24 protein-coding genes and 1 riboswitch are annotated in these 25,301 nt (G+C 47.3%); of the genes, 2 read left to right on the forward strand and 22 right to left on the reverse strand.

What is annotated here, in order from left to right; all coding sequences use genetic code 11:
• Positions 1 to 167 precede the first annotated feature (167 nt).
• The 7 genes from yabN to pth all read right to left on the reverse strand — a co-directional run bounded on the left by yabN (position 168) and on the right by pth (position 9,984).
• The gene (yabN, locus tag ACXHJ2_RS23685) at positions 168 to 1,667 is read right to left on the reverse strand and encodes a bifunctional methyltransferase/pyrophosphohydrolase YabN (RefSeq protein ID WP_165083897.1); all 1,500 of its coding nucleotides are present in this window, start codon (positions 1,665 to 1,667) and stop codon (positions 168 to 170) included.
• 167 nt (positions 1,668 to 1,834) lie between these two features.
• Entirely contained in the window at positions 1,835 to 3,493 is a 1,659-nt protein-coding gene (locus tag ACXHJ2_RS23690) for a putative polysaccharide biosynthesis protein (RefSeq protein WP_165083899.1), read from the reverse strand.
• Between the two features lie 139 nt (positions 3,494 to 3,632).
• Entirely contained in the window at positions 3,633 to 4,175 is a 543-nt protein-coding gene (spoVT, locus tag ACXHJ2_RS23695) for a stage V sporulation protein T (RefSeq protein ID WP_013368681.1), read from the reverse strand.
• 167 nt (positions 4,176 to 4,342) lie between these two features.
• A complete protein-coding gene (locus ACXHJ2_RS23700; RefSeq protein WP_019685736.1) occupies positions 4,343 to 5,461 on the reverse strand; it encodes a peptidylprolyl isomerase in 1,119 nt (372 codons plus the stop codon).
• A complete protein-coding gene (gene mfd / locus ACXHJ2_RS23705) occupies positions 5,445 to 8,972 on the reverse strand; it encodes a transcription-repair coupling factor (RefSeq protein WP_165083901.1) in 3,528 nt (1,175 codons plus the stop codon). Before mfd ends, ACXHJ2_RS23700 begins: the two co-directional genes overlap by 17 nt.
• Positions 8,973 to 9,106: 134 nt before the next feature.
• Entirely contained in the window at positions 9,107 to 9,337 is a 231-nt protein-coding gene (locus ACXHJ2_RS23710; protein WP_014599341.1) for an anti-sigma-F factor Fin family protein, read from the reverse strand.
• A gap of 86 nt (positions 9,338 to 9,423) precedes the next feature.
• A complete protein-coding gene (pth, locus tag ACXHJ2_RS23715; protein ID WP_016818918.1) occupies positions 9,424 to 9,984 on the reverse strand; it encodes an aminoacyl-tRNA hydrolase in 561 nt (186 codons plus the stop codon).
• A gap of 75 nt (positions 9,985 to 10,059) precedes the next feature.
• Here pth and ACXHJ2_RS23720 point away from each other — a divergent pair, with 75 nt between their 5' ends.
• Positions 10,060 to 10,260 carry a hypothetical protein gene (locus ACXHJ2_RS23720; protein WP_013368676.1) on the forward strand — a complete coding sequence of 67 codons (201 nt, stop codon included), beginning with the start codon at positions 10,060 to 10,062 and terminating at the stop codon, positions 10,258 to 10,260.
• Between the two features lie 68 nt (positions 10,261 to 10,328).
• Here the strand turns inward: ACXHJ2_RS23720 and ACXHJ2_RS23725 are convergent, their stop codons facing one another.
• The 13 genes from ACXHJ2_RS23725 to ACXHJ2_RS23785 all read right to left on the reverse strand — a co-directional run bounded on the left by ACXHJ2_RS23725 (position 10,329) and on the right by ACXHJ2_RS23785 (position 22,914).
• Positions 10,329 to 11,282 (reverse strand): ribose-phosphate diphosphokinase, encoded by a 954-nt coding sequence (locus ACXHJ2_RS23725; RefSeq protein WP_013308125.1) that lies wholly within the window; start codon positions 11,280 to 11,282, stop codon positions 10,329 to 10,331.
• A 59-nt stretch (positions 11,283 to 11,341) separates the two neighbouring features.
• Entirely contained in the window at positions 11,342 to 12,739 is a 1,398-nt protein-coding gene (glmU, locus tag ACXHJ2_RS23730) for a bifunctional UDP-N-acetylglucosamine diphosphorylase/glucosamine-1-phosphate N-acetyltransferase GlmU (RefSeq protein ID WP_165083903.1), read from the reverse strand.
• Positions 12,740 to 13,084: 345 nt separating this feature from the next.
• The gene (gene spoVG / locus ACXHJ2_RS23735; RefSeq protein ID WP_007428016.1) at positions 13,085 to 13,372 is read right to left on the reverse strand and encodes a septation regulator SpoVG; all 288 of its coding nucleotides are present in this window, start codon (positions 13,370 to 13,372) and stop codon (positions 13,085 to 13,087) included.
• A gap of 163 nt (positions 13,373 to 13,535) precedes the next feature.
• Positions 13,536 to 14,375: a pur operon repressor gene (purR, locus tag ACXHJ2_RS23740; protein ID WP_013368673.1), complete on the reverse strand. Its 840-nt coding sequence runs from the start codon at positions 14,373 to 14,375 to the stop codon at positions 13,536 to 13,538.
• A gap of 181 nt (positions 14,376 to 14,556) precedes the next feature.
• Entirely contained in the window at positions 14,557 to 15,411 is an 855-nt protein-coding gene (gene ispE, locus ACXHJ2_RS23745; RefSeq protein ID WP_165083905.1) for a 4-(cytidine 5'-diphospho)-2-C-methyl-D-erythritol kinase, read from the reverse strand.
• A 144-nt stretch (positions 15,412 to 15,555) separates the two neighbouring features.
• A complete protein-coding gene (locus ACXHJ2_RS23750) occupies positions 15,556 to 15,735 on the reverse strand; it encodes a small, acid-soluble spore protein, alpha/beta type (protein WP_007428013.1) in 180 nt (59 codons plus the stop codon).
• A gap of 165 nt (positions 15,736 to 15,900) precedes the next feature.
• The gene (veg, locus tag ACXHJ2_RS23755; RefSeq protein ID WP_013308120.1) at positions 15,901 to 16,182 is read right to left on the reverse strand and encodes a biofilm formation stimulator Veg; all 282 of its coding nucleotides are present in this window, start codon (positions 16,180 to 16,182) and stop codon (positions 15,901 to 15,903) included.
• Between the two features lie 199 nt (positions 16,183 to 16,381).
• A complete protein-coding gene (yabG, locus tag ACXHJ2_RS23760) occupies positions 16,382 to 17,278 on the reverse strand; it encodes a sporulation peptidase YabG (protein WP_014599339.1) in 897 nt (298 codons plus the stop codon).
• Between the two features lie 55 nt (positions 17,279 to 17,333).
• A complete protein-coding gene (gene rsmA, locus ACXHJ2_RS23765) occupies positions 17,334 to 18,218 on the reverse strand; it encodes a 16S rRNA (adenine(1518)-N(6)/adenine(1519)-N(6))-dimethyltransferase RsmA (protein ID WP_013368670.1) in 885 nt (294 codons plus the stop codon).
• Positions 18,219 to 18,225: 7 nt separating this feature from the next.
• Positions 18,226 to 18,771 (reverse strand): ribonuclease M5, encoded by a 546-nt coding sequence (gene rnmV / locus ACXHJ2_RS23770; protein WP_013368669.1) that lies wholly within the window; start codon positions 18,769 to 18,771, stop codon positions 18,226 to 18,228.
• Positions 18,772 to 18,916: 145 nt separating this feature from the next.
• Positions 18,917 to 20,065 (reverse strand): 3D domain-containing protein, encoded by a 1,149-nt coding sequence (locus ACXHJ2_RS23775; protein WP_165083907.1) that lies wholly within the window; start codon positions 20,063 to 20,065, stop codon positions 18,917 to 18,919.
• Positions 20,066 to 20,336: 271 nt separating this feature from the next.
• Positions 20,337 to 20,617, reverse strand: a riboswitch (cyclic di-AMP (ydaO/yuaA leader).
• A 200-nt stretch (positions 20,618 to 20,817) separates the two neighbouring features.
• The gene (locus ACXHJ2_RS23780) at positions 20,818 to 21,588 is read right to left on the reverse strand and encodes a TatD family hydrolase (protein ID WP_185156553.1); all 771 of its coding nucleotides are present in this window, start codon (positions 21,586 to 21,588) and stop codon (positions 20,818 to 20,820) included.
• A gap of 42 nt (positions 21,589 to 21,630) precedes the next feature.
• Positions 21,631 to 22,914: an HD domain-containing protein gene (locus ACXHJ2_RS23785; RefSeq protein ID WP_025676582.1), complete on the reverse strand. Its 1,284-nt coding sequence runs from the start codon at positions 22,912 to 22,914 to the stop codon at positions 21,631 to 21,633.
• A 330-nt stretch (positions 22,915 to 23,244) separates the two neighbouring features.
• Between ACXHJ2_RS23785 and ACXHJ2_RS23790 the strand changes: the two genes are divergently transcribed.
• Entirely contained in the window at positions 23,245 to 23,499 is a 255-nt protein-coding gene (locus tag ACXHJ2_RS23790) for an AbrB/MazE/SpoVT family DNA-binding domain-containing protein (protein ID WP_007428005.1), read from the forward strand.
• Between the two features lie 124 nt (positions 23,500 to 23,623).
• On the opposite strand, the gene rsmI is transcribed toward ACXHJ2_RS23790, so the two are convergent.
• Both rsmI and ACXHJ2_RS23800 read right to left on the reverse strand, forming a co-directional pair.
• Positions 23,624 to 24,505 (reverse strand): 16S rRNA (cytidine(1402)-2'-O)-methyltransferase, encoded by an 882-nt coding sequence (gene rsmI / locus ACXHJ2_RS23795; protein WP_137077551.1) that lies wholly within the window; start codon positions 24,503 to 24,505, stop codon positions 23,624 to 23,626.
• A complete protein-coding gene (locus ACXHJ2_RS23800) occupies positions 24,502 to 25,260 on the reverse strand; it encodes a tRNA1(Val) (adenine(37)-N6)-methyltransferase (RefSeq protein ID WP_165083911.1) in 759 nt (252 codons plus the stop codon). Before ACXHJ2_RS23800 ends, rsmI begins: the two co-directional genes overlap by 4 nt.
• Positions 25,261 to 25,301 lie beyond the last annotated feature (41 nt).

A 25,301-nucleotide genomic window follows, 5' to 3' on the forward strand; every position in this document is an offset into this window, starting at 1 on the left:
CCTTAAAAATCCTGCAATGACAGGCGTTTTTTATTCGACCCCCAGTTAAGCCAACATCCTACTACAAAACTCTGCCCATTGGCAAGTCTGCTCAAGCTGGGCGTGTTTTCAACCCTGCTTATGTCTCATTTTACTGGCCCATACAGCCAAAGATCAAATCTATGGAATCAATCTCTATCAAGGAGCTTTTTCGCTTCCTGCCAGTAGGTCTCCATTTCATCTACACTGCTGTCTTCAGGACGACGTCCCTGCTCGCGTAATTTCTGCTCAATATACTGGAAACGGCTCACAAATTTGCGATTAGTGGCTGACAGCGCCTCCTCTGGATCTACTTCCATGAACCGGGCTGCATTCACGGCAACAAATAACACATCGCCCAACTCCAGCAACTGAGCTTCCACGGAATGCCCTTCCCGAACCGCTTCCTTCAACTCAGCCACTTCTTCGTCCAGTTTATCAAATACGCCTTCAATGCTATCCCAGTTAAAGCCTACTTTAGCTGCCTTTTTCTGGAGCTTGTACGATTTCATAAGAGCAGGTAGATCACGGGGAATCCCATCCAGCACAGAAGAGTCTGCTGCCGTTGTACCTTTAAGTCGTTTTTCCTCAGCCTTCATCTGTTCCCAGTTTTGCAGCGCCTCTTCCGCATCATTCGCCTGATTATCACCGAACACATGCGGGTGACGGAAAATAAGCTTATCGTTCAGCCCTTGGATCACATCATACACATTGAAGGTTCCGACTTCCTCTTCCATTTGGGCATGCAGCAAAATTTGTAACAACAGATCGCCGAGCTCTTCCTTCATGTGCTCAGGATCATCCTCATCTATAGTTTCAATGACCTCATACGTTTCCTCGATCAGATTTTTGCGGATCGATTGATGTGTCTGTTCGCGATCCCATGGACAGCCTTCTGGACTGCGCAAAATATCGACAATCTCATGTAGACGGTCAAAAGAACGCCGTTTCAGCGCCTCATCCTCACTGCGAGGTATGTACACCAAGGATAGGTTCCCGTAGCCCTCTACTCGATCCAGCTCGTACAGCGGCACCTTGTGGACCGCTTCCTCACCTTCTACCCCAAGCGCGTGGCCGACATACACCTCATAATCGTCAGGATACCGCTCCATCAAGCACAGCTTCACATCGGAAGCCGTAAAGGTGTCATATACCTGTCCGATCAGCGTGTGCAACTGAGGCTGGAGCCAGCTTGCATCCAGTGTACCTGCATCCAACAGCTGGAAACCCTCAATCGGATCAAAACCAAGACGCACAAAAGCCTCATCCAGGAAACTTTCGCCCCCCAAGATGTTTAGTTCAATCCCTTGCGCAGGACAACGCTCCTTGAGCAACTGCACCGCTGCTTCCGCCACCATCGGGTGACCGGGAACCGCATAGACGATTTCGCTTCCGTCTGCCGCCTTAGCAGCTGTTGCCATCAATTGACTGGTAATTTCCTCGTATACCTCTGGAAAAGATTCCCTTGTCTCATATACCGCATCAAATGACTCAAAGGCCACTTCAAACTCATCCAGCACTTGAACCGCCGGATGTTCCTTGGTTCGCAGATATAGCGCTGAAGCCCCCCGCATTTTGTTCAATATCCCTATCGTAAGCTGATCGGGATCTCCCGAGCCCAGACCTACGATCGTTAATGTTACGCTCATATCCAATCCTCCGTTCCGCAAAAGCAGGATTCATGCTCGGAAAAAACACCCGGCGCAATCCAATCCAGCTTCCGCTTCCTTTGCTTTGGCATTTACTATACCACAAAGTTGTATAGGCTCATAAAATGGCTTGCGCAGCTGTCGCGCGGCAAGTCGTATAACCCCGGCTAAGCCAGTACACGCAGTCTGCGCAGCACGGCTGCCAGCGGGCGTCCGAGCTTGGGCACTGCCACAAGCTCAGCTTCCGTGATCAACCTCAAGCGTGCGAGGCCGATCACGAACACCACGGCGCCTGCTGCTACTCCCAGCAGGCTCTCCGCCGCTGCCGTGGCACGACCTCCGGCAGCCCATCCCAAGGCACCCAGCACAGCACTGGTGCCCCACATCGCCGCCCCGGCTACACCAGCCAAGGCGACAAGCAATGCCGCCGGTTTGAGTACACTGGCGGACCAGCTCCCGCGCAGCCCCACCAAGCGGGCCAGCAGCGCGATGTTGATCACTGCCGCCAGCAGATAGGCGACAGCCCCCGCAATGGCGGCACCAGCCGTGCCTAGCTGCGGCACGAGCAGCCAGTTTAGCAGCGCCTTGGCTGCTGCGGCCGCGAGCATCGCCAGAGCTGGCGCACGAACCGCGCCAAGCCCTTGCAGTAGCGCAGCCGAGATGATGCTGAGCGTGCCTCCTACGGCGGTCAGCGCCATCCAGCGCATCACCGTGCTGCCGGTGTCGTCTGCATACAGCATCACATTGACGGGCACGGCCAGCACGATCAAACCTGTCGCAGCGGCTAGTCCCAACAGCCAAAACCAGCGCAGCGATTGCTCGCACTGACGACGTGCCAGCTCCGTACCTCCGGTTACCCGAGCCTCAGCCAGCGAGGGTATGAACAATGCCGACAATGTGGTGGCAAACATCATGACCAGCTGTACTAGCGGAAGCCCCCGGTTATACACGCCGAAGGCCACCATAACCGCCGTATCGTCCAAGCCCTCCTGCTTTAACAAGCGAGGGACGGTAAATGTATCTACCAGGTTAATTAACGGAACGGCTAGCGCTCCAAGGCAAACAGGTAAGGCATAACGTAGCAGCGCCTTTAGCAAAGCGCCGTTGCTTTCCGCTGGGTAAAGCTCACCAGTCTGGGCTTGCACTGTTGTCATTGCCGTCTCTTGCCGCCTAAGTCTCTTTCTGTGACCTCGCCAATACAACAGCATGATCACCAAGCCCGCTGCTCCGCCTGCTGCTGAGCCAAACACTGCTCCAGCGGCTATCATATCCGCCCCTGCTCCTTGTGACAGCATGAACAGCAACAATATGATCATCACGCTTACCCGTATCGCCTGCTCCGTCACTTGGGAGACCGCCGTTGGAATCATATTTTGCAAACCTTGAAAATAGCCTCTCAGTCCCGCCATAACCGGCACGAACAAAAAGGCAACCGCTGCCGCCCTCACCGATGGAATGACGTGAGCATTGTCGATCCACTGGCCGATTAGCGGCGCACACGTATACATCAGCAGCCCCAGAATCAGTCCGAAGATGCCCAATACAAGCGAAGATAGCAGGGCAACACGTTGCCCTGCTGCCCGGTTTCCCACAGCCTCATACTCAGCTACAAATTTGGATACGGCAACCGGGAATCCAGCAGCTGCAATGGTAATAAACAGCGTATAAAAAGGATAAACCGTATTATAAATGCCAAACACGCCGTCGCCGCCAATATTTTGCAGCGGGATTTTTTGCAATGTGCCGATCAGCTTGCTTGCTACCGCTGCCATTGTCAAAATGACAGCACCCCGTAGCAGCCGCGAAGCGGCGCGATTTTCCTGCATTCTCCGTCTCCACTCCCACCTGGATAAGCATTTTTACGAGTCCTATTATACCGTCTCTTCTTCCGGAAAGAAAAAAATCCCTGTACAACGTTGAACGGCTTTATCCGTTCTGTACGTCATACAGGGGTGAAACGGGGTGTTACTGTTCCATTTGTTTGCCCAGGAAGCCAGCGGCTGTTTCAGCCATCTTGACCTCCATTTCGGACATTTTTACATTTTCATCCTTGTTCAACAATATAACAGAGCCGATGGGATCACCACCCGAAACAATGGGAGCCGTCACAAAGGACGAGAGTGTTTCTTCGTGGTCTCGCGTCAGCTCATAAGAGCCGCTGGCTGTCTCCAGCACAGTCTTGCGATTATCCATGCTACCTTCGATAATGCTACCGATTTGCTTGTCCAGAAACTCTTTTTTCGAGCCTCCAGCCACCGTAATAATGGTGTCACGATCGGTAATCATCGTAATATGGCCTGTGCTTTCAAACAGGGACTCAGCATATTCTTTGGCGAAATCACCAAGTTCACCAATAGGTGAATACTTTTTCAAAATGACTTCTCCGTCACGATCCACAAAAATCTCAAGCGGATCTCCTTCACGAATTCTCAAGGTGCGGCGAATCTCCTTTGGAATAACTACCCGCCCAAGATCATCAATACGGCGAACTATACCAGTAGCTTTCATTTCACATGTTGCCCCACTTTCTCAAGAAGAATTTAGTAAACTACTGACGGTATCGAAAGACGCTTCCACTCCCCCAGAAGCGGTCACGAAGAACGTCGCGGTCATGGTGTTTATGGTGATATCTGACCATAGTATTCATCTGTTCCCAATTCCTTATGCATGTTCAGTTATTTACCTTCGTTTGCAACTCCATCTTTGGCTGTTCCAGCCTTGCTATCGCCCGTACCGCTTGTTGTTCCGCTCGGTGTAGTTGTGCTGCCCGCACCGGACGTTGCACCACTTTTCTCTTGCGTAGCAGGTGCCTTCGGCAGATTGATTTTCAAATCAAGCTTCGCCAAATCATTTTCGGTAAAGTTTTGGATACTTTCTCCAGCCAATTTATTTTTCAGGGCAGCCTTCTCGTTGTCCTTCAATTTATCAAATGTTGGATCATTGCGGGACTCCACTTTGATCACGTGATATCCGTATTCTGTTTCCACAGGCTCACCAATTTTGTTAATCGGTTGAGTCTCGGCAGCCTCTTTAAAAGCAGGTACCCATTGTGCTACGGACGCATTCTCATACAGCCCCCCATTAGATGCGGAACCTGGGTCTTCCGAATACTTCTTGGCAATCGTCGCAAAATCCGCTCCACCGTCCAGCTTCGCCTTTACTTCTTTGGCCAGCTTGAGAGTAGCCTCTTTTGTACGCTGTTTCTTTGTTTTTGGATCTTCGAAATTAATCAATACATGGCGCACGGTTGCTGTCGTGAATTGATCTTTATTTTTCTCAAATTCCTGTTTCAGCTGATCATCCGTTACTTTATTGGTTTCGCTATTGATTACCGTCATGACACGCGTGAAGTAATCTTTCACACCTTGTTCGGTCAGCTTCTGATCGCTCAGAAATGTCTTAAACTTATCTTCGCCGACCGACTTTTTATACTGCTCCAACTGCTCGTTTCCTTGTTTGGCGCCCTCTTCCTTGGCTTTATCGTCCGCTTTGGCCGCCAAAAGCTTGTACACTACTTCCTGCTTTACAATTTGCTCACGTACCTGATCAGAAGCTAAAGCAGCCTCATACTCTGGGTACAGAAATTTCATCATGCTGATTTCTTGGTTGAACTCATTTTCGGTAATCGTTCCACCCTTATAGGTCACGACAACCTTGCTGTTGTCTTTCGGCTCATCCTTGACCTTATTCTCATCCGCTTGCTTTGTACATGCTGCCAGCACCGATATAGCTAGCAACGCTGCCATGCCCAAGGAGAGCATTCTCCAAGGTTTTCTTTTATTTAGTTGTGGCATTTTGCAGTTCCTCCTTCAATGTGAATGCTTCTTTCAATGCACTCAAAAATTGCTCCAGCAGTTCTAGCAACTGTGAATCATTTAGACCTTTGCCCTTTATGCGTGCGCTCATAGAAGTGCCCTGTTCAAATTGTACACGTCTTTCAAAGCGATTGCCAATCTCGGCAAGTTTGGCCGTCTGAACCGCGTGCTGACGACCTTCATGGAATTTCAGCACTATATTGTCATCCCGCTGCACAATGGACTCGATTCCATACATCCGTCCATATACTTTAAGACGAGCCACGGCAAGCAAATGACGAACAGCCTCTGGCAGATCGCCAAATCGGTCGACCAGTTCGTCCTCCAGTTCGGAAGCCTCATCAAAGGTACTGACCGCTGCAACCTTCTTATAAATCTCAATCTTCTGGATGCTGTCATAAATATAGTCTCCCGGCAGGTAAGCATCGACACCCAAATCAATCGATGTACTCCAATTCCGGTTGGATTGATCCTCTTCTCCAAGCACACTGACTTTACGTTTGTTGATTTCCTCAGCCAGCATTTGCGAGTAAAGGTCAAAACCAACGGAAGCGATGAATCCGTGCTGCTCGGCGCCAAGTAAGTTACCCGCTCCACGAATGGACAAATCACGCATTGCAATCTTGAACCCAGAACCCAACTCCGTAAATTCTTTGATAGACTGAAGCCGCTTCTCCGCCACCTCTGTAAGCACCTTATCTCGCTGGTACGTGAAATAAGCATAGGCAATCCGATTGGAACGGCCTACACGCCCACGCAGCTGATAAAGCTGGGAGAGCCCCATTTTATCAGCATCATGCACAATGAGTGTATTCACATTGGGGATATCCACACCGGTTTCGATAATGCTCGTGCTAACCAGTACATCATATTCACCATCTAGGAAATCCAAAATGGTTTTCTCCAGTTCCGTTTCAGACATCTGTCCGTGACCTACGCCCACCTTGGCGTCTGGGACAAGTGCATTGATCTCGGCAGCCATCTCCTGAATCCCCTGTACGCGATTATACAGGTAGTACACCTGTCCTCCACGTGCCATCTCGCGTTCAATGGCCTCGCGAACTAGAGTCTGGCTATGCTCAACTACATAGGTCTGCACTGGAAAACGGTTTTCTGGTGGCGTCTCAATAACTGACAAATCACGTACACCCAGCATGGACATATGCAGCGTACGGGGAATAGGTGTAGCCGTTAGTGTCAACACGTCTACATTCGTTTTCAGTTTTTTCAGCTTTTCTTTGTGCGTTACGCCAAAACGTTGCTCTTCATCGACAATAAGCAGCCCCAGATCCTTGAACACCAGATCCTGGGAAAGTAGACGGTGAGTACCAATGACAATATCCACCGTACCTTGTCGAACTCCCTTGGTCGTCTCATTCTGCTCTTTGCGCGAGCGGAAACGGCTCAATACCTGAATATTGAACGGATACCCGGAAAAGCGCTCACGGAAAGTCTCATAGTGCTGTTGTGCCAAAATCGTCGTCGGTACCAACACAGCCACTTGTTTGCCCTCAATAGCAGACTTAAAAGCAGCACGAATAGCCACCTCAGTCTTGCCGTAGCCTACGTCACCGCACAGCAAACGATCCATCGGACGACTCTGCTCCATGTCCTTTTTAATTTCTTCAATAGCCCGAATCTGGTCACGTGTCTCATCATACGGGAACATATCCTCAAATTCCTGCTGTTCTGGTGAATCCTTTTCAAAAGCAAAGCCTGGTGCTGACTGTCTTTCCGCATATAGCTTGATCAAGTCATCTGCGATGTCCTGAACCGAGCTGCGCACCTTACTTTTAACACGTGTCCACTCATTGCCGCCCAGTTTGTAAATCTTGGGTTCTTTGTCCTCTGAGCCCACATACTTCTGAATCAGATCAATTTGTTCAATCGGTACAGACAGCTTATCTCCGCCTGCATAGAGGATATGCATGTAATCCTTATGGATACCGCCAACCTCCAGCGTACCGATTCCCATATACTTCCCGATTCCGTGATTTTGGTGTACGACATAGTCGCCCACCTTCAGCTCGCTATAGCTCTTAATCCGCTCTGCATTGTCTACATGTCGGCCCTGCTTACGTGCTTTCCGCTGCTTCTGGGAGAACATCTCACCCTCGGTAATCACCGCCAGATGAATAGACGGCATCTCAAAACCGCTTTGCAGATTACCAATCGCCATAGTCGGCTCATCAATACCGTAGTCTTGAAGCACTCGCCGCATCCGATCCAGACGTTCATCTCCACTCGCCAGCATCATAACCTGTGTGCCTGCCTTGCGCCAACGATCCATCTCTGCCTTGAGTACATTCATTTGACCGTGGAAATCCTGCATGCCCCGGCAAATGAAGTTCAAAATATTTTGCGGCTGCGTATGCGGAACCTGACGAAGGAAGATCGACAGAAACAGGGTTTGAAATCTCCGATTATACAGCAGATTATCCGAGTTATCCGATAGCTCCAGTTGCGGTAGAGTTTTACCGTTTTGAAGCAAATGCAAATTCCACTCAGACTCATCCCGCTCTAGCTGCCTGGCTGTTTCTAGCATCCGTGCTGGTTCATCAATGATCAGAATCGTATCTGCCGGCATATAATCAGCCAAGGTTTTACGTTCAGGATATAGCAGGGAGATATATTTATAGATTTCGTCAAAATACACATGCTCCCGCAACAGCTCAATTTCACGATGAATTTCCTCTTTCAGATGCTGTTTAGCCTGACGATCTGTCATTTTGTCCAGCTGTTCCTCCAACAACATAGCAGCGGCATCGGCAGCTTGGTCCATACGCTGGTGGCTTGCAATAACTTCCTTACATGGCGTTACAGTAACTTCCTGTACCTTTTCCACCGAACGCTGATCTTGCGGATCAAACATACGGATGGAGTCAATTTCATCGTCAAACAACTCCACACGATAGCCCCAACGGGTTGTCATTGGGTAAAAGTCGATAATTCCCCCGCGTACACTCATCTCCCCGCGGGATTCAACACGTTCTACACGCTGGTATCCCATCTCAACCATATGCAGCAAAAATGCCTCCAGCTGAATCGTTTCTCCCTCTTTCAGCTCAACACGAGCCTCACGCCATGTTTCCGGGATTGGTAGTAGACGCCGGACCCCAGAAAACGGCACGACAACAACCCCACGAAAACCCTGGGCGCATCGTATCAATACATCAATTCGTTGGGATAATGTCTCTGGACTGGATATGGCAGCTTCAGCAGCTACCAACTCGTTGGCTGGATACAACAAAACCTGATCAGGAGAAAGCGCTTCCTGCAAATCATCTGCTATTTTTTGAGCGGCAAACATATTGTGCGTCATGACCATTAACGGTCGTCCAGTATCTTCAGCAAGTGCGGCCATCAGTACCTGTCTTGAAGAGCCTGACAAGCCTGATATCAGCTGTTCCTTCATGCCTGAGGATATACCTGCCGCAATGGATGCATAATCAGCATCCTTCGTAAAAGCCTGAATAAGTGCTTGTAACAAAAAAGGCACCCCTTTATGCTTATAAATAGTTACATGTAAACCGAAAAAGAAGCCTCAGCAATGCTGCCAAGGCTCCATAAGCGGAACTACCGCTTCACCTCTCAAGCTGGTACATCAGACCAGTTGAATACCTGTTATTGGAGCGGGTTTACGAGCAGACTCAACTCCGGATTATTCTCCAGTGCCTGACTGCAATGCTCGCAAATGACTTTAACAGTCACTTCACCACCCGAATTATACGCTATTATATCTCTACGTTCAGCAGGGGTCAAGGAATGGAAGCCCAACCTTTCTTCGGTTATTACAGCGGAGTCAATTCGCCCTAAGAAAGTTCGACAATGTCTGCATACATAATTAACAACCATGTAATGTATATGCCTCCTGAAAGTTTTCTATACCTTTCAGTATGTCCAACAATCTTCCATTTAAGCCCGTCTACCTGCGTCAGAGCTTACTTGTTGAATTCAGCCATCGTCCGCTCAAACGGATGATTCAAGCTGTATTCTAAAGCGTTGCACGTATCTTCTATCATTCCAGTCAATAGTTCCTTTTCCTTCTTTGGAAAGGTGCCCAGAACATAATCGACAATAGCATGTCCAGGCTCTGGACGGGAAATGCCCATACGAATCCGGTTGAAAGACTGCGTCCCTGTATGCTGAATGATCGATTTAATGCCATTATGACCGCCTGCGCTACCTTGATAACGCAGTCTTATTTTACCGACCTCTGTATCCAGATCATCGTACACGACAATCAGATCTTCCATATCGGCCTTATAGTAGTCCATATATGCACGTAGAGACTCGCCTGAGAGATTCATATATGTCATAGGCTTAATCAGTACCGTTTTTACGCCACCAATGTGACCCTCACCAATCAACGCCTTACATTTGCTTTGGGTAATCTGGATATTATGACGTGAGGCAAGTGCATCTAAGGCCATAAATCCGACATTATGTCTCGTTTTCTCGTATTGGGGACCGGGGTTGCCCAATCCTACAATCCACTTCATTAACCTTGACACCCTCTTTCGAAGTCTTGATTTTTTGGTAAAATAGTTGTAGTGAACAGGAAGGTGCGTGCCGATATGCTCAATCAAGGTGATATCCTCTTATATGACAGCCATTTTCTATATCATTTAAAACATTCCGTTCCTGTCCAAATTTATGACGGGAATGTACATGTTCAAATTGGCATCGTTGCACGTTTTAATGAGCATTTCGTCGAAATCGAGGACACACTATACAATCGTCAACGCTTCACATTCATATCTCGGCCAGGCTTTTAGCCTGACATGCTGATAGGGGTTACCTTTTCCATATGGAAAAAGCAACCCCTTTTTTAATGAGCCAGTGCTTATTCGATTTCAAACAATTTGCTGATCGACAATTCTTCATGCACACGGATGATGGCTTCTCCCATTAATGGAGCCACAGACAGTACCTTCAGCTTGCTTGTCGGATTTGGGTGAACGATCGGGATTGTATCCGTCACAACCACCTCTTTTAATGGTGAATTCTCCAGTCTTTCCATCGCAGGACCAGACAGCACGGCATGTGTGCAACATGCATACACATCTTTTACGCCGCCTTCTTTAAGCGCATTTGCACCCAATACAATCGTTCCGGCTGTATCAATGATATCATCAATTAAAATAGCCGTCTTACCCTCAATGTTCCCGATGATATTCATCACTTCACTGACATTCGGCTCTGGACGACGCTTATCAATAATAGCGAGCGGAGCACTCAGGAAGTCCGCCAGCTTGCGCGCGCGAACAACCCCACCATGATCGGGTGAAACAACAATCGGGTTCTCAATTTGCTTGGAACGGAAATATTGGGCCAGAATTGGTGCTCCCAGCATATGATCCACTGGAATATCAAAGAATCCCTGAATCTGCATCGCATGCAAATCCATACTGATTACGCGGTGAGCTCCCGCCTTTTCAATCAAGTTAGCGACAAGTTTCGCTGTAATCGGATCACGTGAACGAGCCTTACGATCCTGACGAGCATAACCGTAATATGGCATAACAACATTGATACTTTTGGCAGAAGCACGTTTAAGTGCATCAATCATAACCAATAACTCCATCAAGTTGTCGTTAACTGGCAGACAAGTGGACTGTACAATATACACATGGCAGCCGCGAACACTTTCCGACAGCTTAACCTGAATTTCACCGTCACTAAACGATGTGGTATGGGATTCCCCCATTGGGATTCCGATGTAGTCCGCAATCTGGTGGGCTAACTTCGGATTGGAGTTACAAGTAAATATTTTGAGTTTGGAATCGCAATAAGTCATTAATAGAAACCCTCCGTGCTGGTTCATTCATTACAGATTCAACAGCTTGCTGATTAAGGTCATTCCGATCTTTTTTTCTTTGCTTTGGCACGCGCGCGGATTTTGTCCGCATATCCGGCTTTGTTCTCTTGACGTGGTCTGGCAATGGCCAGATCGTTATCAGGGACAGCATGTGTTACAGTGGAGCCTGCGACAACATAGGCACCTTTTCCAATCTTAATTGGGGCAATCAGATTCACATTGCTGCCAACAAAGGCATCATCTTCAATTTCTGTAATGGATTTATTATATCCATCATAATTGACCGTTATTGCCCCGCAGCCAATATTTACGTTTGTACCCACCTTGGCATCACCGACATAGCTCAAATGAGACACCTTGGAATGATCTCCAATAGTCGCATTTTTCACCTCTACAAAATCACCAATCTTCACATGTTCGCCAAGCTTCGCGCCTGGACGCAGATAAGCAAACGGCCCTACAGATGTACTGCTTCCCACTTCCGCTTCGTTCAACACCGAATGTTTCACTATCGCTCCTGAGTGGATAACCGTATTCTGGATCTCTGCCTGCGGGCCAATCACACAATCTTCTCCGATTTGTGTTTGACCATGCAGCCATGTATTTGGGTACAATACTGTATCGGAACCAATGACAACATCGCTCCCGATGTAGGTAGAAGACGGATCAATGACGGTGACACCATTCAGCATATGTTTGCGAACAATGCGCTCACGCATATAACCCTCAGCAACTGACAAAGCAACTCTGTCGTTTACACCGATAGATTCCGACACGTCATTGGTCAAATACGCCTCAACCTGCTCACCTTCGCCATGCAAAATACCAATGACATCGGTCAGGTAGTATTCCTGCTGTGCATTGGTGTTCGTTACCTTGTCCAGCGCTGCAAATAACTTGGCATTGTCAAAGCAATACGTGCCTGTGTTAATCTCACGGACAGCATCTTCCTCAGGTGAACAATCCTTCTGTTCCACGATCTTAAGCACGGCCCCGGAAGTATCACGGATAACTCGTCCATATCCTTTCGGGTTGTCCAACTCAGCGGTCAGAATTGTTGCAGCCGCTCCGCGGCTTTCGTGCAGTTGCACCAAACCTTCCAGCGTTTCCGCTGTGATCAACGGAGTATCTCCACAAATGACAATTGTGGTGCCCTGTTCCTGGCCGAGCAGGTCCTTGGCTTGCTTGACAGCATGACCCGTTCCCAGCTGCTCTGCCTGAAGCGCATATTCTGCCGACGGTCCCAAATAAGACTGTACCGCCTCTGCTCCGTGACCCACGACGACTACACTTCGGGACACACCGATTTCACGAACCGTGTCGAGTACATGTCCGACCATCGGTTTTCCGCATACCGGATGCAGAACTTTATATAATTTGGATTTCATACGTTTTCCCTGCCCTGCGGCAAGAATGACTGCCAACCTTTCCAACAAGTCCAACCTCCTATCCTGAAAATAACAGTTACCCCTTGGCTAAAACGTTAATTCCCAGATCAGATTTTGCTTAACTTTTCACAATCCTCCTGAAAAATAACGGCGAACCTTTGGTTAATGGCTATTTTTTCAGGCCAGCTTGTGCTGGACGTTCATCCCCGGGACGCATCGCTGCCTAGTCCCTGTCTTATGAAAAAGCCGCTTCGGCAGCCCGGATGGCTCCAAGTTGCCTTAAAACTGACTGTTAACTCACTAAAGAATATATCTCATTCCAGACAAAAAGAAAAGAGAGCCACAGTTAGTGGCTCTCTTTTTCTTTTGTACCCCAATCCTGCTTTAGGCGAATTAAGCGCCTTCTTCAATAGCAACTTCTTCATCAACAGCTGCACGTTCGTACTCAGTCAATACAGCAGCTTGAATCTTTTCACGGGTTCCTGAAGATATCGGGTGAGCGATATCGCGAAACTCTCCGTCAGGGGTTCGTTTGCTTGGCATAGCTACGAACATCCCGTTATTACCGTCGATAACTCGGATGTCATGGACAACAAACTCGTTATCAATTGTAATGGATGCAATCGCCTTCATTCTTCCTTCTGAGTTCACTCGGCGGAGTCTAACATCCGTAATCTGCATGTGTGTTTCACCACCTTTTTCCAAATAGGACTTGGTGTATACATTCCACACAGCATTTCGAATTCCTTCTTTTTTTGGACAATTCGTATCCTAAATTCAGGTAATTTTTTTGAAAAGATTTCTTTTCGACATATTTAGGTATTTTATGATGAATTGTGACAATTTACTGCCCTGTTAACTCATCAAAATAATTACCCAGCTTGACTGTAATTTGCTTGCTTCGAGAATCGACTGCAGTCAGATTTGCCAGTGAAATATAATCGTGCAACAGGCGCTCTTCATTCTCCACCTCGCCCGACTCTACCAGCACACCGACACCAGCTACCTCAGCATCAAACTCTGCTAACAAGTCGACCATTCCTTGTATCGTGCCGCCAGCCTTCATAAAGTCATCTACGATGAGCACACGCGATTTCTCACGCATTGCACGTCTGGATAAAGACATCGTATGCAGGCTCTTTTGTGATCCAGAAACATAATTAATACTTACAGCTGAGCCTTCTGTCACCTGATGGTCACGCCGTACAAGCACGACTGGCAAATTAAGCTGTGCTCCGGTTGCATATGCGAGCGGAATGCCCTTCGTCTCCACGGTCATAACCACATCAATCTGACGATCGGCAAAAGCGGTCGCAAATATTTTACCCGCTTCGTTCATCATCGCTGGTTGGCCCAGCAAATCGGACAGATACAGGTACCCTCCCGGTAATATGCGATCAGGCTGCTCCAGCTGCGCGCACAAGTCGTTCGCAAACGCAAGCGCATGTTGTTTGGAGAGCCTAGGGATCAGCTTGACGCCCCCTGCCGCTCCCGCCAGTGTCAGAAGCTCGCCAGTACCCTCGTCCTCAAATACTTCTTTGATAATAGCCAGATCCTCGCTTATCGACGACTTAGCTGCCCCGTATCGATCTGCAAAATGAGTAAGAGGCACCAATGTATGCGGCCGTGACAATAAAAATTGCGTCATTTCCACCAATCGTGAGCTTCTTTTAAGTTTTTTCACAACAATTCCTCGCGATCTATTCTCCTGCCGCCCGCTTCGTACAATAAAGCACCGGCGGACTGGCCGGTTGCTGGCGGAATGTAAGTGATATAGTAAAATCCGAATATTTAATAGTAAATATATCATCTTCGTACGTATTTGTACAACAATTGCCACTATAATATGAAGAAAATATCTAAAATCAGGTCAAAAGTCGTACTGCGTAAACATCTTTGCAAAAGCCTCTTAGTCCGTTATAGATCCGTGGCACTTTGGCTTCCTTCGATACCAGTCCGAACACTGTAGGTCCGCTACCTGACATCAGCACCCCATCAGCTCCTAAACGGATCATGGAGTTTTTAAGATGCTCCACCTCTGGATACAGCTTTAATGTCACATCCTCCAGTACATTCCCCAGGGCATTGCATACATCGGTAAAAGAAGCATTACGAATCGCCTGCTCCATCTGCCGGGCAGACGGGTGGTACGTAATCTGATCCGCTTTGACACGACCATACACTTCAGCTGTCGATACATTAATCGGCGGCTTGGCGAGGATCACCCAGCATTGTGGCGGATTCGGCAGTGGCTTAAGCAGTTCTCCACGTCCGCTCGCTAAAGCTGTGCCCCCTGTAATACAGAAAGGTACGTCTGAACCCAATTCAGCACCCAGTACTCTTAATTCCGCATCCGAGATACCAAGTCTCCACAGCTTGTTCAGCCCACGCAATGCTGCGGCAGCATCGCTGCTTCCGCCTGCTAATCCTGCAGCCACCGGGATATGCTTATCCAGATGGATATGGACGCCTGTAGACACGTTATAACGTTCTTTGATCAGACGCGCAGCCTGAAAAGCCAAGTTCTTTTCATCTAACGGTATGTACCCGGCTTGGCTTGAAATAATAATGGTATCACGCGGTAACTCGGACATCGTCAATCGGTCGGATAGATCGACCATAGTCATAATCATTTCGACCTCGTGATAACCATCGTCCCGCTTACGTAGAACATCAAGCATTAAATTAATTTTCGCCGGTGCTTTTTCATATATTTTCAAGGCGTTCACCCACCTTCAACTTTTCCCTCAAGACAGCTTAACATATTATATCAGACTCAGCCTGTCAAGTCATGAGGTTCAAAAAAGCGGAGATGCCCCGGTATGACCCCGGATATCCCCGCTTTTTATCAGCACCACCGATGGCTACGATTTGCGAGAAGCCGCCTGCTCTGCAAGCTGAATGGCCCGCTTGACCATATTGCCCGCATCCTTGGCTTTAATGCCTCCCCAGCCTTCTTCCTTAACCGTGTCGTAAAACCCAAGATCTTTGGCCAGTTCATACTTCAGCTCTTCCGACATAACACTCCGTCTTCTTCGGCTCATGCATACGCCTCCTTCGGCAATGGAATAAGGAAGATCATTCCCGCCTTAGTATGTGCAGAGATATCATGCTTCATCCTGCTCTGTAAATACAAAACGACCCCGCCATTAAAAATGACGAGGTCGCCGTTAAACCTGCAAAGCTGGTATAAATCACGTAAAAAAGAATTAAGGTGTTTCGAAATATTCGACTACACTTGTGTGGGAGTCGGGATCATATACACTGACCTCCACCGACTCGGTAAGAATGTCAGCATAGCTGTAGGAGACACGTTTAAACGTCTGTTGCTCCTGATCCAGCTTGACAATAAAAACAGAAGGGTACGTTTCTTCCAAGACACCAGTTCGTTCGACGGTCTTACGGCGTCCGCCGTTAGCCCGCAGCAAAATTTTTTGCCCTACATGTGCGTCGAGACTGCGTTTGATTTCCAACAGCGTATTTTTAGCCATTGCCTAACGACCACCTCTTTCCTTGTCCATTATAACGAATTTTAGAGGGATTGTCAATTCAAGCTAAATATTATAACAACACGAAAAATAAGTTGTCAATTTAATTTTTTGCGAACAGGAATAATATGCATAAAAAATGACAAAAAGCCTCTAAAAAGAGGCTTTTGTTCAGATATATCCTATCAGGCACATTTGAATTTCAGATCGCTGAAGGCGTTACTTTAAGCGTTGACAAATTTTCAAGCTTCGGCAAACCGATGCGGTAGCTTCCCCTTGTTTCAATTCCACCCACTCCGCGGCTGCCACTGATGGTCTGATGAAACAAGTCTCCCATATTGACTGTATCACGGATTGAAGTAAATGCGGCCTTGGCAGCCACGTAAACGGGGTCCAGAGCATGAATCAGGATACGCCCTGGGGAGCTGGCAAAATTGGCTCCCGCACGTAGCAGCGCCTCAAAATGGGACTGGCACGCCCCCGCTACAATTGTCAGTGAATCCAGATGACGCTCATATTGTCTGGCTACCTGAATCGCTGCCACAAAATTTTGCGAATTCTTGTAGCTTTTCAAGCTGTACAAATCGTAAGGTTGCGGCTGCTTCAGCACACCATCATGTCCAGTGATGACTACAATATCAGGACGAATGCGGGGAAGCAGTCGATATAACGTATCCGCCATTGCCGATTCGTGAACGTGATGTCCCTCAGCGGGAACACGGAGCTGTTCATATAAACTGAGACATTTTCTTAAATAGCCAGGATCTCCATCCAGATGAAGAACCTTTCCTGGCATTTCAAAATACGTCGACTCTACCGGATCACTCCACTCTCCAATCAGAGCCGCCTGGCTACGGGCAGCTTGCTGCTGGCGTGCCCGTTGCAAAAGATTAAGCGACTCCCCGGCCTTAATGTGGGCCTGTTGAGTCTTACCGCTAATCTGGTCTGCAGGCACTCTGACCAGATCGTTCACCGGGGAATCGGCCAGTAGCCGAAATTCCGTCCCCTTAATGATCGCTTTATCCCGCTGGATGTCTTCAACGCGAAACGTGACATCACCGCCGTACGATTTCCGAACGACCAAGTCTCCTAAACTCATCACACTGTATCACCCCTCCTATATCGTATGGGTGAATGCACAGTTTGGTTCCAACTTAGGATATACCGGCCTCCAACAGCACGGCGCTCAGACGCGCAAATTCCTCGATACTCAGCGTTTCCCCTCGACGGGAGGGCTCAATATCAGCTTGTTGCAACAACGGCTCCAGCGTGTCCCTGTTCTCTTTGGTGAAGAAGCGGCTTTTTAGGTTATTTGAAATGGTTTTACGGCGTTGGGCAAAAGCGGCATGAACCACTTCAAAAAAGTGCTTCTCGTCCACCACTTCCACCGGAGGGACTTCTCGTACACGCAGCCGAATAACTGCCGAATCAACATTCGGCTGAGGAATAAATACTGTATTCGGCACCGTACAGACTAACTCAGGCTCGCTGTAATATTGCACGGCTATGCTTAAGCTGCCGTAATCCTTCGTACCAGGAGACGCAGCCATGCGCTCAGCCACCTCTTTTTGAATCATAACGACGATATTCTCCAAAGGAAGCTTGTCCTCCAGTAGACGCATCAGAATCGGTGTAGTGACGTAATACGGCAGATTAGCGACGACACTCACTTTGCTCACGTCTGCAAAGTCAGCTGCAAACACTTCACGCAAATCCAGCTTTAACACGTCTCCATGGCGAACCTTTACATGCTCGTAAGGGGCCAGCACTTCTTCAAGAATGGGCAACAGCCGCTGGTCAATCTCAACAGCGGTAACTGCCTTAGCGGATTGCGCCAACTTCTCGGTCAAAGCTCCAATGCCCGGACCGATCTCAAGCGCGCCCTTTGTATCATCCAATCCGGCAGCATTTACGATCTTGCTCAGAATATTTTGATCAATTAGAAAGTTTTGTCCCAGACTCTTTTTGAACGAAAAACCGTGCCTTTGAATAATTTCCTTCGTACGCCGCGGTGTTGCTATATCTTGAATCCCTGTCATACGGATATCACAATCCTTCACTTTCGATTTGTGCCAGCGCACTGGCAAATTCCTCACGACTGATCTGAAATACAGAGAGCCGCTTATGTAGCTGCTTTCCGTTACAATAGCCAATACCCAGTACATTCCCCAAGGCCATACGGCGTGCAGCAGCATTGGGGTGGGTAATAAGTCCAGCGTCAATCAGGTCCGCCATTTCAATCAGCGGTTCGGCGCCTTCCACTGTCGTATGTACCCGCGCGAGAGCGTGTCTGATGGCTTCCGGGGAGGCATTCTCCACGCCAATATCCCCTTTGCGTGTCGCCTCTGCCTCAGGTATAAAAGCCTGCTTGCAGCCGGGGACCTTGGAGGCGATAATTTTACGGATACGCTCCCCTGCATGATCGGGATCAGTTAAAATAATGACCCCCCGCCGTTCCTGTGCCAATGCAATTTTCCGCAGCGTCATTTTATTAATGGCTGAACCACCAGTTTCTATCGTATCTGCTTCGACAGCACGGCGAATGGCTACTGTATCATCCCGGCCTTCCACCACGATCACTTCCTTGATCATCTTCGTTTCCCTCCACTGCTACACAGCAACATATATTATCTTTCCCTGCTTTTGAAAACAAAATAAGAAGAGGATATCCTCTTCTTAGCATGGCATTACTATGTTGTTAATACTATCGCATTGTCCTCAACATACACAACCTGTTTTAGTTGATTTCCGGCTTTACAGGTCCGATAACATATACGGTTTTACCGTGCTTACGACCAAATTGGTTAGCCCGGCTTAAACTCTCATAATACACATCGATTTTGTGGCCTTTAATCGCGCCACCGGTATCCTCCGCACGGCGGAAGCCTACCCCTTCAATATACACCCACCATCCGATTGGAATTACACTCGGATCGACAGCGATGGTGCGTCCTTCCGTGACACGCGTGCCGGAGGCGGTACGTGTACCGATACCTGGCTCCTGGGCGGAGTACGCCGTCATGGAGACATTTTGTAAAACTTTTTTATAATTAAAATTAATACCTGCTTTACGGACAGCACTGCCCGAACTAACCTTTGTAGCCTTAACCGCATCTTTAGGGCTGATGGAAGCAGCTAGAACGACCGGTTTTTTCTTCGTTCCTACCGCAATTACCTTATCCACACGATTTTGTGCGACTTCCTTGTTGACCAGCTGTTTGGACACCAATTTTCCATCATGGTATACCTTTTGAACATGCTGGACTACCACACCCGATTTGCCACTTTGAATGACTCGATTATCGCCTTTATAGAGACTTGGATCTGCCGTTTTGATGACCTGATAAGGCACTTGTTTTTTCTGTTCGACCTGCTGTTTCTTCACACGGACGATTTTTATGTCCATGTTAGCTGAAACAGAGGCATCCAACGCAGGGTAAACTTTATCCGTTGATGATAATTTATAGCCCGAAGTGCGAATGGCACCCTCTACTGTATTTTCTGTTGTGTACAGCTTTTTCGTCTCATTGCCTGAGGATACTTTAACCTGATTGGCACGTTTAATGACTACGCGATCCCCATCCTGTACTGCCCCGTTTAGCGGCATGGAAATTGTATCATGCGGCTGAAGTGAAATAGAATGCTCATTGAGCAAATCTTGGAGCTTGGATTCCCGGGTTTCTACCGCAGATGCCTTACCATCGATGACAAAAAAGACTTGTTTTTTAGATTGCGTGTACATCAGAATTGAAATCATAATCGTTAGTGCGATTAGAAAAATAGCAACCAAAGCAGCCTGGCGCACATTCTCTTGCTTCCAACGTAATACGTAAGACATGCTGGATGAGCGTGACTCATGGGTCTCCTCTTTTCGGAAAATGCCCATTTCCTCCGTCCTCCTTACATAGCCCGCCGTCTGGAGTAAGACATAGTTGATCGTTGACGTGACTATAACAGATTTTCTACAAGACAAGCCCGTACTGCGACTGTCCTGCACCATGTACCCGTCTTCGCGGCATGCTGTCCTCCCCTGTTTAACCACAGTATGATGACAGATTTTCTTTTATTCACAACAAAAAAAGCCAAAGAAAGAGACTAGAGAGCTCTTTCGTGGCTTCCGACATGTGTGAATATGCGGGAAAACTCATGCACGAGATGGCTTCTCTCTTGTTACGCTTACGGGGTTAGCTGTCGGGTTCGGACGTAGAGAGTCGCCCTAGCTTAGGTCAACCGCTCATGGCGGTCGCCTTCACATTCACCCCGAAGACCCAGAAAGAAATCGAAATACGGCTTCTCTACCTGTTCAATCCCATCCAGGAAATGAATTTCGGTCGAGCCGGCTACTGAAGAGATAATATCTCTTGCACATACGCCGGACGTACTGTAAGCCATATCGGTTCCCCCGTTCCCTGTAAAAGGGACTCAGCGAGACTGGTTCATGAAATGATTTGTTGATGTTTACACTCAACAACAATTCACTGAAAAGATGATATCCTGTTTCCATGCATGTTGTAAAGCAGGTTTCAAGTACATTTTTCAAAATATTCGGTTAAAAAATTGTAATATTCTTGAGTTTCCTGCAACAAAATCATAATTAGCTCCGTCTATCTCTTTATTTTGATTGATTTCTTCGCTTTTTCACTGAATGTCAAATCGTTCCAAGGCATTTTGGGTCGTAATGGATACCAATTCCTCCACCGTAATTCCCTTAATTTGGGCGGCTGCCTCTGCCACCAATCTCACATATGCCGACTCATTTCGCTTCCCACGAAACGGATGAGGCGTCAAGTAAGGCGCGTCCGTTTCAATAAGCAGACGGTCCAACGGTACCTGGGCCAGCACCTCTTTTGGCTGCTTGGCATTTTTGAACGTTATGGGCCCGCCGAAGGAAAGGTGGAAACCCATATCCAGCACCATTTTAGCTGTCTCCCAACTCCCAGAAAAGGAGTGCATGACTCCGCCAATCTCGCCCGCCTTTTCCTCACGTAAAATCCTCACAATATCTTCATGTGCATCCCGGTTATGGATAACAATTGGCATGTTGAGCTCACGTGCCAGGCCAATTTGATTTCGAAGTACCCGCTGCTGCACATCCTTTGGTGATGTATCCCAATAATAATCCAGACCGATCTCTCCGATCGCTACAACCTTTTTATGACTGCATAACGATGCAATCCATTCTAAATCACCCTCCTGCATTGTAATGGCATCCTGCGGATGCCATCCAACGGCTGCATAAATAAAATCATACGTCTCAGCCAGCTTCATGGTGGATGGAATGGTCTCACGATTAAATCCGATATTGATCATCCGTGTTACTCCTGATTCGACAGCACGTGCTATAACTTCTTCACGGTCTTCGTCAAATTGTGGCGCATCTAGGTGAGTATGAGTGTCGAATAAATCCAAGGTTTTCATCTCCTTTTCTTACTTACATTTCTATATATTTGTCTATTGTTTGACAAAATAATTCCTTATTTCGGCAGGAAGCCTTTCTTTTACCCCGTTCAATTTATTCTGGGGAAAATACATGTGATATTTTCCTCGGTGAATGCCACTTATTGAGCGTACAATTTCTGAAACTTCGGATATTTCCCGCACCTCGCCCTGACGTCCAAGCAGTAAAATCTGGTTGTCCGTTGAACCGCCCTGCCGAAACACATCATAAGGAAGATCTGTCGGAAAATCAATTTCAAGATCATATTCAGGATGCAAGCCAGCCTTTTCCAAAGCCTCTCGAATATGGTCAACGGTATCTGTATCCATATTTTCAATCTCTACATATTTATACAATCTACGATCCATAAAACGGCTGCTCAAATCACTTAAAATTTCGTCCTTTTCTCGTTTCCATTGGCTAAATACCGTCTGAATCAAAGACTCATCCAGCATCAAATACTGCTCCACTGTTAGCTCTCCTTTTAATAGATCTGGCAGCGGATCTAGCAGAAAACCAAACTCATATCCGTTTTTGAACAATTCCTTAGCTCTCTTGAAAATTTTACGTAACAGGATTTCTGAGCTGCGTGTTACAGGATGGAAATAAATTTGCCAGTACATCTGGTAGCGTGACATTAGATAATCCTCTACTGCATGCATACCCGACTCTTTTACGACAATTCTCCCATTGTGAGGGCGCAGCAAACGTAAAATACGATCCAAATCAATTGTTCCGTAGTTAACACCTGTTGAATGAGCATCCCGCAACAAATAATCCATACGGTCAGCATCCAGCGGGCTTGTTACCAAGTTGACAACAATCGGCTTATCATACGTTTTGGCTATAACCGCCGCGACCTTGTGGGGCAACATCTCATCAACTTGCCGTAGCACAGCGTTGATCTTCGTGTCCCCCAGTACAATGCGGCATGTCCAATCCTCATGGTTCATATGAAAGGCTTCTTCAATTGAATGAGAAAATGGACCGTGCCCCACATCGTGCAACAAAGCGGCACACAGAGCAATCAGTCTTTCTTCCTTGGGCCAGTCGGGAAAATCTCCACGTTCAAATTGAGAAATAATACGTCTCGTAATCTCATATACGCCCAGTGAATGTGAAAACCGGCTGTGCTCCGCTCCATGAAACGTAAGATAAGATGTGCCTAACTGCCGAATGCGTCGTAACCGTTGGAACTCCGGCGTATTGATCAATCGCCATATCACAGTATCCTGAACATGGATGTAATTATGTACCGGGTCCTTAAAAACTTTTTCTTCACTGAGTGGCTGGTGCAAGATATCAGCTCCTTTAATATTCGGAATAATGGATTAAAATACAATAAAATCCTAAACATCTTCCCTTATTCGACATTGTTTGTCGTATTTTGTCGAATTATCACTTTTCGACATTTCCAAATCTACAATAAGGCAAATCATCCGTAAAATAAGGTAAGGTACATGAATAAAGCTCTTTGTTCTAAATACTTTTGCATAATTAGGCTGTTACTACTTTTTTTAGGTTGACTGTTTTGGGAATCGTTGGTATAGTAAATATCAGAAAAGAGAAAATTTTGTCGAATCATGACACTTATATTATTTTAAACGGCGAGAGGAGCCTGATTTATTATGATGAAATCCACTGGTATTGTAAGAAAAGTTGACGAGCTCGGACGTGTTGTTATTCCAATCGAATTGCGCCGTACCCTGGGAATCGGAGAGAAAGACGCTTTGGAAATTTACGTTGATGGCGAGCGCATCATGCTTAAAAAATACGAGCCTGCTTGTATCTTCTGCGGCAATGCTGAGAACGTAATTTACTTCAAAGGGAAAATTGTTTGCCAAGATTGCATTTCTGAAATCCCAACACCTGTGACAAACTGAGAATTTTAGTATATAATAGACTTATCAGAGATTGTTAATTCTAACCTTTTTCATATATACTCCTTGTTGCCTTCCACGGTTTGAACCCAACCGTTGGAAGGCCCTTTTTTGTTTAGACACGTATTCATAAGAGTGCGTTGTACACGTCCCTCTTGGAAATTGAACGGTCTGTGGCTGTACGTTTCATGGCATCCTTGCGAGTAAGCCCCTCTGACTCGTAATGCGCGACATGAGACTCCAAAGATAAGTCCTGCCACCATGCCTGCCGCTCCTGTTCTTCTTCCTCTTCGTTTTTCCCCTCAACGACCAGACAGTATTCACCAAGCGGCGGATTTTCCTCTAATTTTGCAAGACACTGCTCCACCGTTCCACGCACCCATTCCTCATGCAGCTTGGTCAGCTCACGGGCAAGCACCACTTTGCGTGATCCTAATGTTTCCTTTAATACCGTCAATGTCTTTACAATACGGTGAGGCGATTCATAAAAAAGAATTGTGCCATGGGATACCTGAAATGATTGCAATAACTTCTCTAGATCCTTTTTTTCCCTTGGAGGAAAACCAGCGAAGGTAAACCTCTCTGTATCCAGTCCTGAGGCAATTAAAGCCGATAGTGCCGCATTTGCCCCTGGGATAGGAATAACACTGATTTCTGCCTCAAGTGCCAGCTTGACCAGATCCGAACCAGGATCAGAAATGGCCGGTAGACCTGCATCGCTAACCAGTGCCAAATTTTTTCCTTCTATTATATAACGTATCAGTTCAGGCCCACTGGCAGCCTTATTATGTTCATGATAACTGAAGAGCATTTCCGGCGTGATGTCGAAATGTGTGAGCAGTTTGCGTGTCTGTCGCGTATCCTCGGCAGCGATAATATTACATGACTTTAGGGTGTTAATTGCCCTAAAGGTCATATCGTCCAGATTGCCAATCGGTGTGGCAACGAGATATAACTTTCCCCGTTCCTCTTCACGGTTACTAAAGCTTTTTTGTACAGCTGCTGTCACACTGAATCCTCCTTACTTACTTCTCCATAGATTTCTCTTATTTCCTGAGTATAGTTCCCATCTTCCTGATATACAATGAGTGGGGGTAATAGGCGAACCTCCGGTTTGCCGTCACGCATCGCTTCAACAAGTACCATATTCGCTTCCATATGAATCCGTGGGTGAACAAAACGTATCCGCTTGGGTTCCAGGCTATAACTGCGCATCAAGGATATAATCTCAGCCAGCCGCTGTGGGCGGTGAACCATTGATACTTTCCCCCCATTTCGGACAAGCCGAGAACATGCCTGAATGACTTCTTCCAGTGTACAGTTCACTTCATGACGCGCAATGGCCTGGTGAGGGTTCAGCTTGATATCGCTACCATTTAACGGCATATAGGGAGGATTCACGGTAATCGCATCATACACACCATGTCCCGTGATTTGAACCAGTTCACGCAAGTCTCCTTCCCGGATCTCAATCGCTGCTTCTAATCCATTCAAACTGACGCTCCGTCTAGCCATATCTGCCAGGCGTGGTTGAATCTCAATTCCTTCAATAGATGCTTTGGTGCGTGTCGTCAGCAGTATGGGAACAACCCCATTGCCCGTACACAAATCGAGAATCTTCCCACGCTGAAGCGGAATACCTGCAAACCGTGCCAGCAAGACCGCATCCATCGAAAAGCTGAACACTTCATCACTTTGGATAATACGCAGATTATGTGAAAGCAGATCATCAATTCGTTCAGACTTCTTTTCATTTTCGTACATAATGCTCTCCCATCCTATAACCTAAATCGCTTTTTACTCAT

The organism is Paenibacillus sp. ALE3, from assembly GCF_054113405.1.